General features: G+C 45.6%; 14 protein-coding genes. All 14 read left to right on the plus strand.

Annotation, left to right across the window (positions count from 1 at the left end):
• Positions 1-8: 8 nt before the first annotated feature.
• The 14 genes from nagA to AB5170_RS01550 all read left to right on the plus strand — a co-directional run bounded on the left by nagA (position 9) and on the right by AB5170_RS01550 (position 19,435).
• A complete protein-coding gene (gene nagA, locus AB5170_RS01485; protein ID WP_118577548.1) occupies positions 9-1,112 on the plus strand; it encodes an N-acetylglucosamine-6-phosphate deacetylase in 1,104 nt (367 codons plus the stop codon).
• A 60-nt stretch (positions 1,113-1,172) separates the two neighbouring features.
• Complete coding sequence (locus AB5170_RS01490) at positions 1,173-2,489, plus strand: polysaccharide deacetylase family protein (protein WP_148461566.1); 1,317 nt, start codon at positions 1,173-1,175, stop codon at positions 2,487-2,489.
• A 266-nt stretch (positions 2,490-2,755) separates the two neighbouring features.
• Positions 2,756-4,639: a 1,4-alpha-glucan branching protein GlgB gene (gene glgB, locus AB5170_RS01495; protein WP_173719231.1), complete on the plus strand. Its 1,884-nt coding sequence runs from the start codon at positions 2,756-2,758 to the stop codon at positions 4,637-4,639.
• A 232-nt stretch (positions 4,640-4,871) separates the two neighbouring features.
• A complete protein-coding gene (locus AB5170_RS01500; protein WP_118577545.1) occupies positions 4,872-5,105 on the plus strand; it encodes a polya polymerase in 234 nt (77 codons plus the stop codon).
• 93 nt (positions 5,106-5,198) lie between these two features.
• Positions 5,199-6,404: a CobW family GTP-binding protein gene (locus AB5170_RS01505; RefSeq protein ID WP_173719232.1), complete on the plus strand. Its 1,206-nt coding sequence runs from the start codon at positions 5,199-5,201 to the stop codon at positions 6,402-6,404.
• A 116-nt stretch (positions 6,405-6,520) separates the two neighbouring features.
• Entirely contained in the window at positions 6,521-7,471 is a 951-nt protein-coding gene (locus tag AB5170_RS01510) for a GTP-binding protein (RefSeq protein ID WP_148461569.1), read from the plus strand.
• Positions 7,472-7,814: 343 nt separating this feature from the next.
• A complete protein-coding gene (gene pth, locus AB5170_RS01515; RefSeq protein WP_173719233.1) occupies positions 7,815-8,393 on the plus strand; it encodes an aminoacyl-tRNA hydrolase in 579 nt (192 codons plus the stop codon).
• A 152-nt stretch (positions 8,394-8,545) separates the two neighbouring features.
• The gene (gene mfd / locus AB5170_RS01520) at positions 8,546-11,884 is read left to right on the plus strand and encodes a transcription-repair coupling factor (RefSeq protein ID WP_173719234.1); all 3,339 of its coding nucleotides are present in this window, start codon (positions 8,546-8,548) and stop codon (positions 11,882-11,884) included.
• Between the two features lie 236 nt (positions 11,885-12,120).
• Positions 12,121-13,452 (plus strand): FKBP-type peptidylprolyl isomerase, encoded by a 1,332-nt coding sequence (locus AB5170_RS01525; protein WP_173715775.1) that lies wholly within the window; start codon positions 12,121-12,123, stop codon positions 13,450-13,452.
• A 241-nt stretch (positions 13,453-13,693) separates the two neighbouring features.
• On the plus strand, positions 13,694-14,695 hold the full coding sequence (locus tag AB5170_RS01530) for an asparaginase (protein WP_118583704.1): 1,002 nt from the start codon (positions 13,694-13,696) through the stop codon (positions 14,693-14,695).
• Positions 14,696-14,874: 179 nt separating this feature from the next.
• Positions 14,875-16,062: a DUF4317 domain-containing protein gene (locus tag AB5170_RS01535; RefSeq protein WP_368361348.1), complete on the plus strand. Its 1,188-nt coding sequence runs from the start codon at positions 14,875-14,877 to the stop codon at positions 16,060-16,062.
• 325 nt (positions 16,063-16,387) lie between these two features.
• Positions 16,388-17,299, plus strand: coding sequence for a LysR family transcriptional regulator (locus AB5170_RS01540; protein WP_118583712.1), 912 nt, complete (start codon positions 16,388-16,390; stop codon positions 17,297-17,299).
• Positions 17,300-17,753: 454 nt separating this feature from the next.
• On the plus strand, positions 17,754-18,773 hold the full coding sequence (locus AB5170_RS01545) for a methionine ABC transporter ATP-binding protein (protein ID WP_173719240.1): 1,020 nt from the start codon (positions 17,754-17,756) through the stop codon (positions 18,771-18,773).
• A gap of 2 nt (positions 18,774-18,775) precedes the next feature.
• Positions 18,776-19,435 (plus strand): methionine ABC transporter permease, encoded by a 660-nt coding sequence (locus tag AB5170_RS01550; protein WP_117849363.1) that lies wholly within the window; start codon positions 18,776-18,778, stop codon positions 19,433-19,435.
• The last annotated feature ends 64 nt before the right edge of the window (positions 19,436-19,499 follow it).

The raw sequence follows: 19,499 nt of genomic DNA on the forward strand, positions 1-19,499 counted from the left end.
ATGGAGTTATGATTATTAAAAATGGAGAAGTTTTTCAGGAGGATGGAAGCTTCAGATTACAGGATCTGTATGTGGAGAATCATAGAATCGTGGCTTCAGAGGATGAGGTTACGGACAAGACGATTGTAGACGCGGCTGGGCTCAGGGTGCTTCCGGGGCTGGTGGATATTCACAGTCACGGTGCATTTGGACATGATTTTTCTGATGCTGATCCGGAAGGACTTAAGATTATTCTGAAATACGAAAAGAGTCACGGAATTACTTCCTATTGTCCTACTTCCATGACATTGCCGGCAGAAGAACTGAAGGAAATTTTTGCTACTATTAAGACTGTGGGAGAAATGAAAGACGGAGCTGCTGTCCGGGGAATCAATATGGAAGGCCCATTTCTGGATGCGAAGAAAAAAGGCGCTCATGTGGAGGGCTATATCCGCAAACCAGATGCCGGATTTTTCCGTGAACTGAATGAATATTCCGGAAATATGGTGAAGCTGGTAACTCTGGCACCGAATGTGGATGGTGCTATGGAATTCATTGATGAGGTACATAATGAGGTGTGCATTTCCCTTGGTCATACAGCAGCTGATTACGATACAGCAGCGGAGGCCATGAGAAGAGGTGCACACCATGTGACACATCTTTATAATGCCATGCAGCCACTGGCGCACAGAGAACCAGGACTGATCGGAGCTGCCTGTGATGATGGGCAGTGTATGGCAGAGATGATCTGTGATGGCATTCACATTCATCCCGCTGTGATCCGCGCTACATTTAAGATGTTTGGACCAGAGAGGATTGTACTGATCAGTGACTCTATGATGGCTACTGGAATGGAGAACGGAACCTACCAGCTGGGTGGACAGGAAGTAACGATGAAGGACTGTAAGGCAACTTTGAAGGACGGTACGATTGCCGGTTCTGCTACGAACCTGTATGATTGTATGCGCAAGGCTGTTTCTTTTGGTGTTCCCCTTGAAGAAGCGATTTTTGCAGCAACACGAAATCCGGCAAAGAGTATTGGTATTTATGATGAAGTTGGTTCCCTTTCTGTTGGAAAGAAAGCGGATATTCTTCTTGTAACAGATGATCTGGAGCTGAGAGAAGTGCTATGACAGAACTTTTTTGCGGAAAATTTTTTCCACTATGTAACGAGAGATAAAGAGGGAATATGAATGGATAGAAGGGTTTTGCGCGAAAGAATGCGCAGGAAACAGCGCCAGATAAGACGAAGGAAGATCATTAAGCTGGTTACCTATGTTGTGGCAATGGTGCTGGCTGTGATTTTTGTAATAAGAGGAGTGATTTTTCCAATCGTAAGTCGTGTGGGAGGAAAGAGTACTGGAAAATCACAGAGCGTGCAGGCGGATGCAGGTGACGGAGCTGCTTCGAATGCGGATTCCAATTCTACAGATGCTCTGAGACAGCCTCTGAAAGGACAGAGCGATGTGACCAAGGTTTCTTCACTGACTCCAGGCTGGCATGAGGATTCCAGCGGACGCTGGTATCAGAATGCAGATGGTACATATTATACCAATGGTTTTGCAGAGATTGACGGAGTGAAATATGCATTTGATTCCAATGGATACATGCAGACCGGCTGGGTGACCAAGGGGGTAAACGATTATTATTTTAATGAGGATGGTTCTTACAATGCTGAGAAGAAACGCCCTTTGATCGCACTTACCTTTGATGATGGTCCGGGACAGTATACAGACAAGCTTCTGGACTGTCTGGAGGAGAACAATGCACATGCTACCTTCTTTATGTTGGGACAGCTGGTTGGACAGTATCCGGACGAAGTGAAGAGAATGGTGGAACTTGGCTGTGAGATCGGAAACCATTCCTGGGATCATCAGGATATGCTGAATCTGAGTATTGATGATGTTATAAAGGAATTCGGCGATACCGATCAGGCATTGATTGATGCCTGTGGACAGGAGTCCACGGTAATTCGTCCGCCTTATGGAGACTGCAATGATGAAATTATTTCGGCAGTTGGGAAACCTTTTATTTTGTGGTCTATTGACAGTCTGGACTGGAAATATCTGGATGCAGATCTGGATTACAATGGCATTATGAATGACAGCAATCTGGGAGACGGAGCCGTTATTCTGATGCATGATATTCATGGTCCTTCAGTTGATGCGGCACTCAGACTGATTCCAGATCTTATTGCACAGGGATATAAACTGGTAACGGTAAGTGAGATGGCAGCGGCGAAGAATGTTACCCTTCAGCCAGCAAAATATGCAGAGTTCTGGCAGAGCGCCCTTGATGCAGGTTATGTGCCTGGATATAATGGAAATGGCTCTTCTGAGGACTCTTCCACAGATGGAACTTCTGATGGCAGTTCAGATGACAGCAGTAATGGAGATGAGAGCGACTTCAGTGATGGTTCCGGTGATGGAAGCGACGGCAGTGAAAGTGACGGATACACAGACGGCAGTGAGAATAGCGAAGGGGATTTTAGCAGCGACTCAGGCGAATAACGGAGAAAATAAGAGGCTCTAGAGCCTGTCTGGCATATGTGTTAAGCTTCGGGACTTCCGGAAATCGCAGATGCTGTATAGTGTGAATGATAGTATACGCTTGTACTTATGAGAAAAATGTCAAAGTACAGGCGTATTTTTTTACAGTAAAAATGAATTTTGATGTAGATTTTTTATGAATAATAGACAAGTTTTTGGTGGCATGGAGGAAAAGAGTATGCTATAATGTGCATAAGAATTTGAAAGTTTAGGGAGGTAACTTTCTGATGGGAGAGAAATTACAGTTTACAGAGCTTGACCAGTATCTCTTTGGTCAGGGAACCCATTATGATGTTTACAGAAAGCTTGGCGCACATCCTGTGAAACAAGGGAAAAAAGAAGGTGTTTATTTTGCAGTATGGGCACCTAATGCGCAAGCTGTTTCTGTAATTGGAGAGTTTAATGACTGGAATGAACAGGCTGCTCCAATGAAAAAGGCAGGTCCGATCGGTGTATTTGAGACATTTGTCCCTGGAGCGAAGATTGGACAGCTGTATAAGTTTTTTATTGTAGGAATGAACGGGGAGCATATTTATAAAGCTGACCCTTATGCAAATGAGGCAGAATTAAGACCGGGAACGGCATCCAGAATCACGGATATCGGGGATTACAAATGGAAAGATACCACCTGGATGAAGAATCGTCAGAAATTTGACGAGACTAAGGATGCCATGGCGATCTATGAGGTACATCCTGGCTCCTGGATGAAGCATCCGGCTACAGAGGAGAATGAGAAAGGCTTTTTCAATTACAGGGAACTGGCGGTGAAGCTTGCCCAGTATGTGAAGGATATGGGCTATACACATGTGGAGCTGATGGGGATTGCAGAGCATCCCTTTGACGGTTCCTGGGGATATCAGGTCACCGGTTATTATGCGCCTACTTCCCGCTATGGAACACCCCAGGATTTCAAATATCTGGTAGATTATCTTCACAGACAGAAAATCGGGGTTATTCTGGACTGGGTGCCGGCACATTTTCCCAAGGATGCCCATGGACTGGCGAATTTTGACGGAACTGCAGTTTATGAGCATGCAGATCCCAGACAGGGAGAGCATCCGGACTGGGGAACCAAGATCTACAATTATGGCAGACCGGAGGTAAAGAACTTCCTGATCGCAAATGCTCTGTTCTGGATCGAGGAGTGTCATGTGGACGGTCTTCGTGTGGATGCCGTTGCATCCATGCTGTATCTGGATTATGGAAAGAATGATGGTCAGTGGGTAGCCAATAAATATGGCGGAAATCAGAATCTGGAAGCAATTGAGTTTTTTAAGCATCTGAATACAGTGGTTCTTGGAAGAAACCATGGTACTGTGATGATTGCAGAGGAGTCTACCGCATGGCCGAAGGTTACAGGTAAGGCAGAGGATGACGGCCTTGGATTTTCCCTGAAATGGAACATGGGCTGGATGAATGACTTCCTGGAATATATGAAGCTGGACCCCTATTTCCGTAAGTTTAACCATAATAAGATGACTTTCTCCATGACATATGCTTACAGTGAGAAATATGTGTTAGTAATCTCCCATGATGAGGTGGTTCATCTGAAGAAGTCTATGCTGGAGAAAATGCCAGGTGAGCTAGATGATAAGTTTAAGAATCTGAAGGCTGCTTATACATTTATGTTCTGCCATCCGGGCAAGAAGCTTTTATTTATGGGGCAGGAATTCGGTCAACTTCGAGAGTGGAGCGAGGAGAGAGAACTTGACTGGTTCCTTCTTGGGGAAGAGAAGCATCGGGATTTGAAGGATTTTGTGCAGACATTGCTGAAGATGTATCGCAAATATCCTGCGCTCTATGGAACGGATACGGATCCGTCTGGCTTTGAGTGGATCAATGCAGATGACGGGGACAGAAGTATTTACAGCTTCGTAAGGAAATCCCCTACAAAAAGAAATAACCTTCTGGTAGTATGCAATTTCACTCCTGTAGAACGTCCGGATTACCGTGTTGGTGTGCCGAAGAAGAAACAATACACACTGGTTCTGGATGAAAACGGACAGACTGCGAAGAAGGTATTTAAGGCAGAAAAGCAGGATTGTGACAATCGTCCGTTCTCCTTTGCTTATCCGCTGCCAGCTTACGGGGTTGCTGTGTTCCAGTATTAGAAGCTGCCAAATTCCGCAAGGAACAATTCTCACAGACAATTTTCAGATTGCTGTGATAATTTAGTATTAAAAATACCCAAAGAATGGGGCAAATTCGGGTTTTGTTTGTGACTGTTGGGGATTTTTTCCCAGAAGGTGAAAAACCTGTTGCTATTTGGAAAAAGTTGAGATATAATGAGCCCGAACAAAAAGAAATGGAAAAAGTTGTACATGTTGAAAGGAGAATATTGACATGAAGGTATCTAATATTAAAGACATTCAGAAATTTTTTGATGTAGTAGACAGCTGCGCTGGTAAAGTAGAGCTTGTAACTGGCGAAGGTGACAGACTGAACCTGAAATCTAAATTATCACAGTATGTATCTCTTGCAAACATCTTCTCTAACGGTGAGATTCCGGAGCTTGAGATCGTTGCATATGAGAAAGAAGACATTGATAAGCTTATGCACTTCATGATCAACGGCTGATTTGCATAAAACTGTGAAATTGGGATAAATATATTAGGGGATGTGACTTGGTCATGTCCCCTTTTTCTGACATAATAGAAAGGGGAATACAAAATGGTAAAGATTGACATTATCTCCGGTTTCCTTGGAGCTGGTAAGACAACTCTTATTAAGAAACTGCTGAAAGAAGCATTTGAAGGTGAGCAGGTAGTTTTGATCGAGAATGAGTTCGGTGAGATTGGTATTGACGGGGGATTCCTGAAAGATGCCGGAATCGAGATCCGTGAGATGAACTCCGGATGTATCTGCTGTTCCCTGGTTGGAGATTTTGGTGCTTCCCTGAAGGAAGTTGTAGAGAAGTATCATCCGGATCGTATCCTGATCGAGCCATCAGGTGTTGGTAAGCTTTCCGACGTTATCAAGGCTGTACAGGGTGTGGAAGAGGATGTTGATATTCAGCTGAACAGCTACACTACAGTTGTTGATGCCAAGAAATGCAAAATGTATATGAGAAACTTCGGCGAGTTCTTTGACAATCAGGTTCAGTATGCAGGCGCGATTATCATGAGCCGTACCGATATTGTAGACGAGAAGAAAGCAATGGAGTCTATGGAGCTTCTTCGTTCTATCAATGAGAAGGCAGCTATTATTACCACTCCGATTGAGAAGCTGGATGGAAAGAAAATCCTGGAGGTTATGGAGCATCCGGTATCTCTGGCGGATGAGCTGCTGAAAGAGGAGCATGAGCATCATCATCATGCCCATGATGATGAGTGCGGTTGCGGACATGACCACGATCACGAGCATCATCACGACCATGATGATGAGTGCGGCTGCGGACATGACCACGATCATGAGCATCATCACCATCATGACCATGATGATGAATGTGGCTGCGGACATGACCACGATCACGAGCATCATCATCACGACCATGACGAGTGCGGCTGCGGACATGACCACGATCATGAGCATCATCATCACGACCATGATGACGAATGTGGCTGCGGACATCATCATGATCATCACCATCATCACGCAGACGAAGTATTTACCAGCTGGGGACGTGAGACTATTAAGAAGTTTACAAGAGAAGGGCTTGAGAAAATGCTGGAGAGCCTTTCCGCTTCTGAAGAGTATGGCGTGATCCTTCGTGCTAAGGGAATGCTTCCGGCAGAGGACGGAACATGGATCTACTTCGATATGGTTCCGGAAGAAACTGAGATCCGTGAAGGTTCACCGGAGTACACCGGACGTCTTTGCGTAATTGGTTCCAAGTTAAATGAAGAGAAACTGGTCAAGCTGTTCGGCGTAGCTTAATGATTGACATATAAACGGGATAAAAGACTTTTGGTAAGCTTATTTGTTGCTGTTTATAAGCGATATATGCGAACGTACTGCTTTTAATTAAGAAAAATACAGGGAGGTTTCTGTAAATGGATGAAATTACAGTACCGATTTATCTCATAACCGGCTTCCTGGAAAGCGGCAAGACCTCTTTCCTTAGCTTTACCCTCCAGCAGGATTACTTCCGTACAGAGGGAAAGACACTTCTCATTCTCTGCGAAGAGGGAGAGGAAGAGTACGATGAAGAGGCTCTTGCAAAAGATAATGTTGTAGTTGAGGTTATTGAGAAAGAAGAAGATTTTACACCGGAGCGCCTTCAGGCACTGGATATTATCCATCAGCCGGAGCGTGTGGTTATGGAATATAATGGAATGTGGCTGGTAAGCAAATTTGAGGAGATGAAGCTCCCGGCAGGCTGGGGAATTGAACAGCACATTACCTGTGTAGATGCAAGCACATTCCAGGTATATATGCAGAATATGAAATCCATTTTTATGGATATGGTTCGTAATGCGGATATGGTTGTGTTTAACCGCAGCAAGAAAGAATATCCTCTTGCAAACTTCCGCAGAAGCATTAAGGTTGTAAACCCAAGTGCAGAGGTTATTTTTGAGGACGAAGAAGGCGAGATGACGGATATTTTCGCAGATCAGATGCCATTTGACCTGGATGCAGAGATTGTAGATATTCCGCCTGAAGATTACGGAATCTGGTTTGTAGATGCTATGGATCATCCGGATCGCTATGTGGGAAAAACTCTTCGCTTTAAGGCTCGTGCAAGACGTCCGAGAGGTATGGGCAGCAAGTTCTTCATTCCGGGACGTACTGCCATGACCTGCTGTGCAGATGATACTTCATTCCTGGGATATATCTGTAAGAGTGCATATGCACCGAAGCTGAAGCCCGGCGAGTGGGTTGAGGTGACTGCCAAGGTTGCCTTTGAAAACCGTTCTGAGTACCAGGGCGAGGGAATTGTTCTTTATGCAGAGAATGTGACCCCGTGCGAACCTCTGGCTGATGAGATGGTTTATTTCAACTAATTTGATGATACCAGTGTCAAAAGGTCAAAAAGCTGTTCGTGCTTGCACGATAAGGCTTTTGAACTTGGGACACGCCAAATATGAGAAAGTAGCGATTTACGCAGTAAATCAGCGGATTTCGAATATTTGGAGGATTGCGGGAGCAGCGTAGCTGCGTAGCAATCCGGGTATCAAATGAGTGTCAAAAGACCTTTTGACACTCATATCATTCGATAATAAATGAAAGTCATCTGTTTTATGCTATTGGCTAAGCAGGTTGCGGCAGTGATTACAGGGCTGTGGCTGACCAGAGCTTTGGAATTGCTGTGGAGGACTTTCGTAGTAGAATAAGGAAAATAAGATTATGTATTTAGTTGTTGGACTGGGAAACCCCGGGAAGCAGTATGAGGCGACCCGCCACAATATGGGTTTTGATACGATCGATGTGCTTGTGGAACGTCATAAGATTCCGCAGGGCGGCGTAAAATTTAATGCTATGTACGGTTCCGGATTCATCGGAGGAGAGAAGGTAATCTTTATGAAACCTTTGTCCTTTATGAATTTAAGCGGTGGTCCGGTACAGGAGATGGCTGCTTATTTCAAAATCAATCCGGAGAGTGAGTTGATCATTATTCAGGACGATATTGATCTGGAGCCGGGACAGCTTCGTATCCGGAAGCAGGGCAGTGCAGGCGGCCATAATGGTCTGAAGGACATTATTGGCAGACTTGGCACACAGAAATTCATGCGTGTAAAAATTGGTGTAGGAGCCAAACCAAAAGGATGGGATCTGGCAGACCATGTGCTTGGCCGTTTTTCATCCGGGGACCGCAAGCTCGTGGATGAAGCAATTGAGTTTGCAGCAGACGCTGTAGAAAAAATCATAACAGATGGTCCGGATGCGGCGATGAATGAATACAACCGAAAGAGGGTTACTGAGTAACAAAGGAAGTCCAGCAACAAGCTGGGCTTCTTTTGCCCCTGGAGCGTCCCCCAAAAGCTTTGTGAAAATTATGACGTGCAGATAGCTTGCAGGAATGGTTTCATGTTTTGGGTGGGCTCTGAGGTGCGGCTTTTGAGAAAAGGAGGAAAGCCATGCTTTCATTTACCCAGCCCCTGAAGGGGATGGCAGAATTTGAAGAAATAGAGAAAAGCCTTGAGAAAAATCAGGGCATTGTGCAGATCACAGGCTGCCTGGAATCCCAGAAGGCACATCTGATCCATGGGCTTTCCGGCAAAACACCTATGCGCCTTGTGATCGCAGGAGATGAGCGCCAGGCTAAGGAAATCTTCGAGGACGTGCGCTTTTATGACAAAAATACCATGTTTTACCCGGCGAAGGATCTTCTCTTTTTCCAGGCAGATATTCAGGGAAATCTGTTGATCCGCCAGAGAATGTGTGTGATAAAGGCACTTCTGGAGCAGAAGGAACTGACTGTGGTTACCAGCATTGACGGCTGTATGGACTATCTGATGCCCCTGGAAGAAATTGGGAAAAAGGTGCTTCATTTCTATTCTGACAGCGTGATCAACATGGATGTGCTGAAAAATACCCTTGTGCAGCTTGGATATGAACGCGTAGGACAGGTGGAAATGCCGGGACAGTTTTCTGTGCGCGGTGGTATAGTAGATATTTATTCCCTTACAGAAGAGAATCCATGGAGAATTGAGCTGTGGGGAGATGAAGTGGATTCTATCCGAAGCTTTGACGCAGAGAGTCAGCGCTCTCTGGAAAATCTGGATGAGATTGCCATTTATCCGGCTGTGGAGTGGAATGATGGCAAAAAGATGGTATCTTTTGTGGATTATTTTCCCAAAGAAAAAATGCTTCTGTTTCTGGATGAACCCAACCGTATTCTGGAAAACGGACTGGGCGTGGAGGAAGAGTATGCCGCCAGCCGCACACATCGCGAAGAAAAAGGGGAAAAGAACCTTCCGGTTCAGTGGCTTTGTGAATTTTCCAAGGTTCAGAAAGAACTGAATAAACTTCGTGCAGTGTCGTTGTCGGCATTGGAGCCAAGAGGCGTGGAGTGGAATTTTGCCTCGGAGAAATACAATCTGACGGTGCAGAGTGTAACTTCTTATAACAGCAGCTTTGAGCTTCTGGTGGAGGATCTGAAAAAGTATAAGAAAAAAGGCTACCAGATTGCCTTGCTTTCCGGTTCCAGGACAAGGGCGGAGCGTCTGGCGAAGGATTTGCAGGAGCATGAGCTGAATGCTTTTTACGGTTCAGATTATGACCGTGTGATCAATCCAGGGGAAATTATGGTCCTCTATGGACACGCCCGGAAAGGCTTTGAGTATCCACTGATCAAATTTGCGGTGATCACAGAGTCCGATATTTTCGGTCAGGAGCAGAAAAAAAAGAAAAAGAAAAAAGTCTACAACGGCAAGCGGATCCAGGATTTTGCAGAGCTGTCTATCGGGGATTATGTGGTCCATGAAAAGCATGGACTGGGAATTTACCGTGGAATTGAAAAAGTTGAAGTAGATAAGGTCTTAAAAGACTATATCAAGATTGAATACCGTGACGGAAGTAATCTGTATATTCTGGCGACGCAGCTGGATGCGCTGCAGAAATATTCCGGCGCAGATACAGCCAGGGCACCGAAGCTGAACAAGCTGGGAACCCAGGAGTGGAATCGCACGAAGTCCAAGGTAAAGGGCGCTGTCAAAAATATCGCCAAAGAGCTGGTGGAGCTTTACGCTGTGCGTCAGGAAAAAGAGGGGTATGTGTGTGGCCCGGATACAGTGTGGCAAAAGGAATTTGAGGAAATGTTCCCATATGAGGAGACAGAGGATCAGCTGAACGCCATTGAGGATACCAAGCGGGATATGGAGAGCACCAAGATCATGGATCGTCTGGTGTGCGGAGATGTTGGATATGGTAAGACGGAGGTTGCTCTTCGCGCAGCGTTTAAAGAGGTGCAGGAGAGCCGGCAGGTTGTTTACCTTGCACCAACTACCATTCTGGCGCAGCAGGTGTACAACACCTTTGTCCAGAGAATGAAGGAGTTTCCGGTGCGCGTGGATCTGCTTTGCCGATTCCGTACACCTGCCCAGCAGAAAAAGACTTTGCAGGATCTGAAAAAAGGACAGGTAGACGTTGTGATCGGTACTCACAGAGTTCTTTCTAAGGATGTGGAGTATAAGAATCTGGGGCTTCTGATCGTTGACGAGGAACAGCGTTTCGGTGTTACCCACAAGGAGAAAATCAAGCAGCTGAAAAAGGATATTGATGTTCTGACTCTGACTGCGACTCCCATTCCACGAACCCTTCATATGAGTATGATCGGAATCCGTGACATGAGTGTGCTGGAGGAGCCGCCTATGGATCGTATGCCGATCCAGACTTATGTAATGGAGTATGATGAGGAGACTGTCAGGGAAGCTATCGGAAGAGAGCTGCGAAGAGGCGGCCAGGTTTATTATGTTTATAACCGGGTTACAGATATTGATGAGGTTGCCCTGCGGATTTCCAAACTGGTGCCGGACGCAAGGGTGGATTTTGCCCATGGACAGATGAGCGAGAGAGAACTGGAACGGGTTATGTACGATTTTATCAATGGGGACATTGATGTGCTGGTTTCCACTACTATTATCGAGACAGGACTGGATATTTCCAATGTAAATACCATGATCATCCATGATTCTGACAAGTACGGACTTTCCCAGCTTTATCAGCTGCGAGGCAGGATCGGACGTTCCAACAGGACGGCGTATGCGTTTCTGATGTACCGAAGGAACACCATGCTTCGGGAGGTGGCGGAAAAACGACTTTCTGCTATCCGTGAGTTTACAGATCTGGGAAGTGGATTCAAGATCGCCATGCGTGACCTGGAGCTTCGGGGGGCTGGAAATCTGCTGGGAGCACAGCAGCATGGGCATATGAACGCAGTGGGCTATGATCTTTACTGTAAAATGCTTAGCGAGGCGGTCAAAGAGGCAAAGGGTATTCATACTATGGAAGACTTCGAGACTACCATTGATCTGAATATGGATGCTTTTATTCCGGATACCTACATCAGCAATGAATTCCAGAAGCTGGATATTTATAAGCGCATTGCAGGGATTGAGTCCCAGCAGGAGTATGATGATATGCTGGAAGAACTGATCGACCGGTTTGGGGAGCCGCCGAAAGCAGTGCTGAATCTGCTGGCTATTGCAAGACTGAAAGCACTGGCACATCAGGGCTACATTACGGAAATCAAGCAGATGCAGCGTGAGATCAGGATCACCCTTTACGAAAATGCACATCTGAACCCGGAAGGAATTCCGCCGCTGGTTGCCAAGTACCGCAGACAGCTGCAGTTTAAACCGGATAAAGAGCCGAAGTTCCTGTTTGCACCAGTGGGGGATATTGTGCAGGCGCTGACGGTGTTTGCAAAGGAACTGATGGAATTGGTGGAAGAGGAAGGAAAGAGCGAAAAGTAGTAGACGGCTGGGCTGTTGAATGCTTTCGGATATTTTGATTTAAAGTAGTCTCTGGGTGGGGAAGATCCGATGGAAATTCGCGAAAATTGTGTGAATTCTATCAGATTTTCCCCTTTCTACTTGCCCTCATGGGAAAAAAGTTTTATACTCTTATTAGCGTGTCCGCATTGGGAAATCATGCTGGCTGTGCGTGGTGACTAAGCGGCACATCAGTGAAAGGGTAATTGGTGATCAATATGAAGAAAATCGTGAAGAACACAACCGTAGTGGCATTAAGTGGCGTAATGGCAATTGGAATGCTTTCCGGATGTGGAAGTAAGTCTATAGATGGAGAGAAGACCGTTGCAACTGTAGATGGCACAGACATTCCTATGGGTGTTGTAAGTCTGTATGCACGTGAGTCACAGGCACAGACGGTTGCTATGTATAAGAGCTTTATGGGAAGTGCAGGAAATATCTGGAGCCAGGTAGTAGATGAGGATGCTGGTACTACATACGGTGAGCAGGCTGTAGGACAGTTCCTGGAGCAGGTTGAGCTGATGTACATCATGAAGGAGAAGGCAGCTGATTACGGTGTTGAGGTTACTTCTGATGATGAGACTGCTATTGCAGATGCAGCAGCACAGTTTATGCAGGACAATGACGAGGACACTCTGAAGGAGCTTGCTGTTTCCGAAGACCAGGTTAAGACTCTTCTGGAGCTTGAGACTTACCGTCAGAGAATTTACGATCCGATCCGCAATGAGGCTGAGGTTAACATAACGGATGAGGAGGCACAGCAGTCTTCTTTCAGCTATGTAAGTATTTCCATCAGTGGAGATGACCTTACCGATGATGATATTGCTACCCGCAAGGAGCAGGCACAGGAGATCCTGGATAAGATGAAAGAGGATCCGACAGCAGACATGGGCGAGACAGCCAAGGCTGTTGATGATACTTACAGCGGACTGACCGGAACTATTTTCACAAATGACAGTGATGATGAGGATATTTCCAATTCTTATGATGACGCTGTTGTAGAAGCGCTGAGAACTCTGAAGGACGGCGAAGTTTACGGCGAGCTGGTTGAGACTGATAGCAGCGTATATGTGCTTCGGATGGACAAAGTAAATGACCAGGATGCAACCGCTTCCAAGAAAGAGTCCCTTGAGAACACCAAGCGCAGCGAATACTATTCCGAGACAACTCAGAAATGGCTGGATGATGCTGATATTACTGTAAATGATAAGGTGCTTTCTACTTTGACAATTACAGATGAGCACAGTTTCACAATTAAAGAGACTACAGCGGATACAAGTGAAGATGCAGCAGATACAACAGATGCTACTGAGGATACTGCTTCTGAGGATGTCGAGGCAGCAGATGAGAGCGATGATGCTGATACTGCTGAGACAGATGCTGCAAAGAGCGACAGCGCAGAGGAAGCTGATACTACAGACAGCGCTGACAGTACAGACGAGACTGCAGAAGCGAACAGTGCAGACAGCAAGGCCGAGGACAGCAGCGAGAGCGCTGATTCTGAGGAGAACGCAGAGGATACTGCAGAAGAGACAACTGAGGAGAACTAAAAGTGAGATAAAGACCGAAACTTGTTATATCGTATGTATTGCAAAATGTTTTCTGAAAGAATTGAGATTATATAAAGTGGAGAAAATGATAAAAGAGCCTGCCTGGGGTGATTCGGGCGGGCCCTTTGTCTATACAAAGTAAAATACTTATGAAAAAAAGCTTTTCGCTACAAAGTAAGGTTTGAGAAAATGCAGGTACAGCAGATTGAACATGTGGATAACAATTACACAGGGGGACAACATGAAAAAGATACTTCTTATTGCAACCGGGGGGACCATTGCTTCCAAATATACAGCAGAGGGGCTGGCACCGCAGATTTCTGCAGATGAGCTGTTGGAATATATTCCTGAAGCCCGGGAATTCTGCACCATTGATACCGTTCAGCCTTTTGCCCTGGACAGTACCAATGTGTGCGCAGACCATTGGCTGAAGCTGGCCAGACTGATCGAATCCAAATATGAATTTTATGATGGCTTTGTGCTTTGCCATGGAACGGACACTATGGCATATACGGCTGCTGCTTTGTCTTATCTGATCCAGAATAACCGCAGACCTATCGTGATTACCGGTGCACAGAAACCTATTGACCTGGCAATTACAGATGCACGTTCCAATCTTCTGGACAGTCTCCGCTTTGCCTCTCACGACCGCGCTCATGGAATTTCCATTGTGTTTGGGGGAAAAGTGATCGCAGGAACCAGAGCAAAGAAGGAATTTTCCAAAAGCTACAATGCCTTTTCCAGCATTAATTATCCGGATATTGCATCCATTCACGATCAGAAGATCATTTTTTATATTGATGACAAAGACCAGTCCACCAAGCCACTGGTGTTTTATCATGAGATGAATCAGAAAATTTTTCTGCTCAAACTGATTCCGGGGATTGACGGGAAAGTATTGGATGCTCTTTTTCCATCTTATTCCGGACTGATCATTGAATCCTTCGGTGTAGGCGGTCTGCCTCATTACGAAAATGATAATTTTATAGATGCGATCGCGCATTGGATTGAAGCAGGCAAGCCTGTGTGTATGGCGACCCAGGTTACCCATGAGGGAAGTGACATGGAAGTTTACCAGGTTGGAAAAGTCATCAAGGAACGGTTCCCGGTGCTGGAGTCTTATGATATGACGCTGGAGGCGTCTGTGACGAAAATGATGTGGGCGCTGGGACAGACACGGGATATGGAGAAGTTTAAGGAGTTATTTTATACGACCATTAATCATGATTTATTGTTTCTGTAAGTAAGTCTTGAAATTTTCTGGAGTGTTAGGCTAAAATAAAAAAGCTGAAATCATGGAGCTGATAATACTTTCAGAGAATCTTTATGAATGGAGAGCAAGGCAACAGACTCAAATTCATATCAGAGATGGGATATCGGTTTTGAAAACATATTTTCTGGAATACTGGAGGACATATATAAATGAACAAAAAAGAAATTTCTGAAATCAAGAAACAGCTGACACCAGCCAACTGCAACATTACCAGAATTTGTGGATGCTATGTGGATGCTGAAAAGAATAAAAAAACAGAACTGAAAGAAGCATTCCTTTCCCTTTCGGAGGAAGAAATGTTCAAATATTTTGAAATATTCAAGAAAACCCTTTCTGGTACTCTTGGAAAGAACCTGATGAATATGGAATTCCCACTGGCAGAGGAAAAAGAGGGCGGCAAACACGAATTTCTCATGAAGCTCCGCGCCAGCAAACTGAAGGATGACGCTTTAATCGAGAGCTTTTATGACAAAATTATTGAAAATTACGATTATCCGGAAAATTACTACATAATCCTGGTACACGCTGTGTACGATATCCCGGGAAGAACTTCAGATGGAATCGATATGGATGATGCTTCTGAAGAGATTTATGAGCACCTTCTTTGCAGTATCTGTCCAGTGAAGCTGTCTAAAGCAGGTCTTTGCTACAATGCGGAGGCAAATCTGATCCAGGACCGTATCCGTGACTGGATCGTGGAAATGCCAGAGAACGGCTTCCTTTTCCCGTTATTTAATGACAGAAGCACAGACATCCACGGCATGCTCTACTATTCCAAGAATGCAGAGCAGCTTCATGACATTTTCGTGGACGAAGTGTTTGGATGTACAGCACCGCTTTCCGCAGGTGGACAGCGTGATTCTTTCAACATGCTGGTGGAGGAAACCCTTGGTGACGACTGCCAGTATGACACCGTTATTGGAATCCATGAGAAATTGAACGAGATCATTGAAGCACAGAAAGATTCCCCAGACCCGGTTGTGCTCACTCAGTCTGAGGTGAAACGTCTCTTTGAGGACTGCGGTGTAGAAGACGAGAAACTGGAAACTTTTGATAACCAGTATGAGGCTGTAGCCGGTGAAAAAGCCACCATGGTAGCCTCTAATATTACCAATACCCGTAAATTCGAGATCAAAACTCCGGATGTAGTGATCCATGTTGAACCAGATAAAGTGGAACTGGTGGAGACCAGGATCATTGACGGCCGCAAGTGTCTGGTGATTCCTATGGAAGACGTAGAGATCAACGGAATCCGTGTGCGGATGGGCGGGGAGAGCAGTGACGATTCATCCATTGTAGCACCCGGTGAGGATGAAGAGTCCGCAGGAGTCCTTTAGGATAATGGTGATGGAACCTATTCAGATGAAAATGGCGTAGGCTACACCGACAATGGAGACGGAACCTGGACAGATGAGAATGGGAATAATTACACAGAATAAAAGGGGGTGGCTGAAAGAATTTTTCAAAAAACGGCAGGTCGTGTACCATCCCCGGACTGTGGAAATTTGGTGTTTGGCTTTTTAGTCAGGCACCATTTTTGTTTCTGGTCACGGATTGAACAGTAATCCATTTTTTTCGAATATAAGACTGGAAAAATCCTCTGTGGAATAAATTGTGCCACTGTGTTAATATAGAAGAAAATTGCAGAAAAGAGGAACCCATATGACCCTGGCACAACTTCGTTATGCGATTACGGTGGCGAATTCCAATTCTATGAATGAAGCTGCCCGGAATCTTTTTATATCACAGCCAAGTTTATCTTCGGCAATCCGTGAACTGGAGGAGGAAATCGGAGTAGAGCTTTTTCGCAGGACAAACCGTGGAATTTCCGTAACCCCTGAGGGAGAGGAATTCCTGGGCTATGCCCGCCAGGTGGTAGAGCAATACGAACTGATCGAATCCAAATACGTTTCCAAAGAACATACCAAGAAGAAATTCAGTGTTTCCATGCAGCACTACACCTTCGCAGTAAATGCCTTCGTGGAAATGGTGAAGCAGTTCGGAATGGACGAATACGAATTCGCTGTCCACGAAACCCGCACCTACGACATCATCACCGACGTAAAAGATTTCAAAAGCGAGATCGGCATCCTTTACCTGAACGACTTCAACCACAAAGTCCTGGAGAAACTTTTTCACGAATTCAACCTGGAATTCCACCCAATCCTGGAGTGCAGCATCTATGTCTACATGTGGAAAGGCCATCCCCTTGCTGACCGCGACCTGATCACCCTGGAAGACCTCCGCGAATACCCTTGCCTCTCCTTCGAGCAAGGCACCTACAACTCCTTCTACTTCGCCGAAGAAGTCCTGAGCACCTACGAATACAAACGCCTCATCAAAGCCAATGACCGAGCCACTCTCCTGAACCTAATGGTGGGTCTCAACGGCTACACTCTCTGCTCCGGAATCATCTGCGAAGAACTAAACGGCTCCGACTACTGCGCCGTGAAGCTAGACTCCGACGAGGTCATGACCATCGGCTACCTTGCAAGAAAAGGAACCACGATTAGCAAGTTAGGACAGAAGTACCTGGAAGAAATTGCCAAATACAAAGACAAAGCATTACGATAATCCACACACTTACATAAACTTCCATTTGGAACTAAAGCTGAACCTACCCCCCACTACACCCACCCCCCCCACTTTCAGTTTGGGCGGAAACAGCGCAGCGCCTTCCCGCCCAAACGTCCGCTTCGCTCAACTGTTCACCAACCAGTACACAGCCAGTGGGGGAGGGATAAATCTAAGCGAGCCATTTAAGGAGCGCCCTTAGTGGCGGTGAGATCCATGACTTACGGAGACTTATGCGAGAGGGCTCTCCCGAGCGCATTAGTCGCAGTTAGTCATTAGCTCACCAGAACGTTGCGACGGCGAGCGTGATTTATCCCTCCCCCGCTGGCGTCCACTTTAGCTATAGCCTTACCCTATAACTAGCCAAAACTTTTAAGAATTAACACTTTTACTCCAATTGTGTTATAGTAACCATATCGACGATGAAACACCACTTAAAGGAAAGAGGAAAGACATGTCTTCAATATTAATCCAAGATGTGAGCAAAACCTTCGAAACCAAAGACGGTTCCGTACAAGCCCTGAAACACGTAAGCCTCTCCATTGAAACCGGAGACATCTACGGAATCATCGGAATGTCCGGTGCAGGAAAAAGTACCCTGGTACGATGTATGAACTTTCTGGAAGTACCATCCGAAGGAAAAGTATTAATAGACGGAAAATCCCTCAGCGAATTTTCCCCAAAAGAACTCCGCAAAGAGCGAGAGAAAATAGGAATGATTTTCCAGCATTTTAACCTGCTCATGCAGAAAAACGTACTGGAAAACGTCTGCTTCCCACTGTACATCCAGGGGAAGAAAAAAGCCGAAGCAAGAGCAAAAGCCCTGGAGCTTCTGGAAATCGTAGGACTGGCAGACAGAGCGAAAGCATATCCCGCACAGCTCTCCGGTGGACAGAAACAAAGAGTGGCAATCGCCAGAGCCCTGGCCTCCGATCCACAGATACTGCTCTGTGACGAAGCCACAAGCGCTCTGGATCCCCAGACCACATCCTCCATACTTGAACTTTTGCAGGACATCAATCAGAAATTCGGAATCACCATTGTGATCATTACCCACCAGATGTCAGTTGTCCGTGAGATTTGTACTCATGTGGCAATTATGAAAGACGGTGAAGTAAAAGAACAAGGCCTTGTAGAAGAAATCTTCAGCCACCCGAAATCACAGGTAGCCAAAGAACTGATTAGCAAGGATTCTGGAAACGACGTAGAAAGCAAAAAGCTTACCCAGTCAGAAATCCAGGACGGCGAAATCGTTCGAATCGTATTCTCTGAGAACTCCGCATTCGAACCAGTAATCGCAAACCTTATATTAACCTTCCACGAACCTGTAAACATTCTGAAGGCAAACACCAAAAACGTAGGCGGTGTAGCCAAAGGAGAAATGATCCTCCAGTTCATGAGTGACAGTACCAATGTACCGGAGATGAAGAAATTCCTTACAGAACGTGGACTTGAGATAGGGGAGGCGAACTGATTATGTGGACGAAACAAGTAACCGATATGATAATCGCAGGTGTAGGGGAAACATTATATATGACCCTGTTTTCCACCTTCTTCGGATATGTATTTGGAATGCCCCTTGGAATCCTGCTGAAAGTATCCGACAAAGAGGGTCTGCGGCCAAACGCAGTACTATATAAGATCCTGGATGTGATCGCAAATATTTTCCGAAGCATCCCATTCCTGATCCTGTTGATCCTGCTCATTCCATTCACCAGATTTCTGGTAGGAAAAAGCTATGGAACCACAGCCACTATCGTACCCCTTACCATTGCGGCAATCCCTTTTATCGGACGAATGGTAGAGTCTTCCTTAAATGAGGTAGACCCGGGAGTTATCGAGGCTGCAAGATCCATGGGAGCAAGCAACCTTCAGATCGTATTTAGGGTAATGCTGGTAGAAGCAAGAACATCCCTGATCTCAGGAGCTACCATTGTAACAGGAACTATCCTTGGTTACTCCGCAATGGCAGGAACCGTAGGAGGAGGCGGACTTGGAGACATTGCAGTCCGTTACGGATACAACCGCTGGCAGACGGACATCATGCTGGTGACAGTTATCCTTCTGGTAGTACTGGTACAGATTTTCCAGACAATTGGTATGTTCATAGCCAACAAGCTGGATAAAAGAAAATAAGCCACAGATTATTTTATAAGAAATGGTATCTGTGAGCAGTAACCAAAATCGATAATTGACAGGA

This window comes from Ruminococcus sp. RTP21484sp1_RTP21281st1_A8_RTP21281_210402 (assembly GCF_040914025.1).
Taxonomy (GTDB): domain Bacteria; phylum Bacillota; class Clostridia; order Lachnospirales; family Lachnospiraceae; genus Blautia_A; species Blautia_A faecis.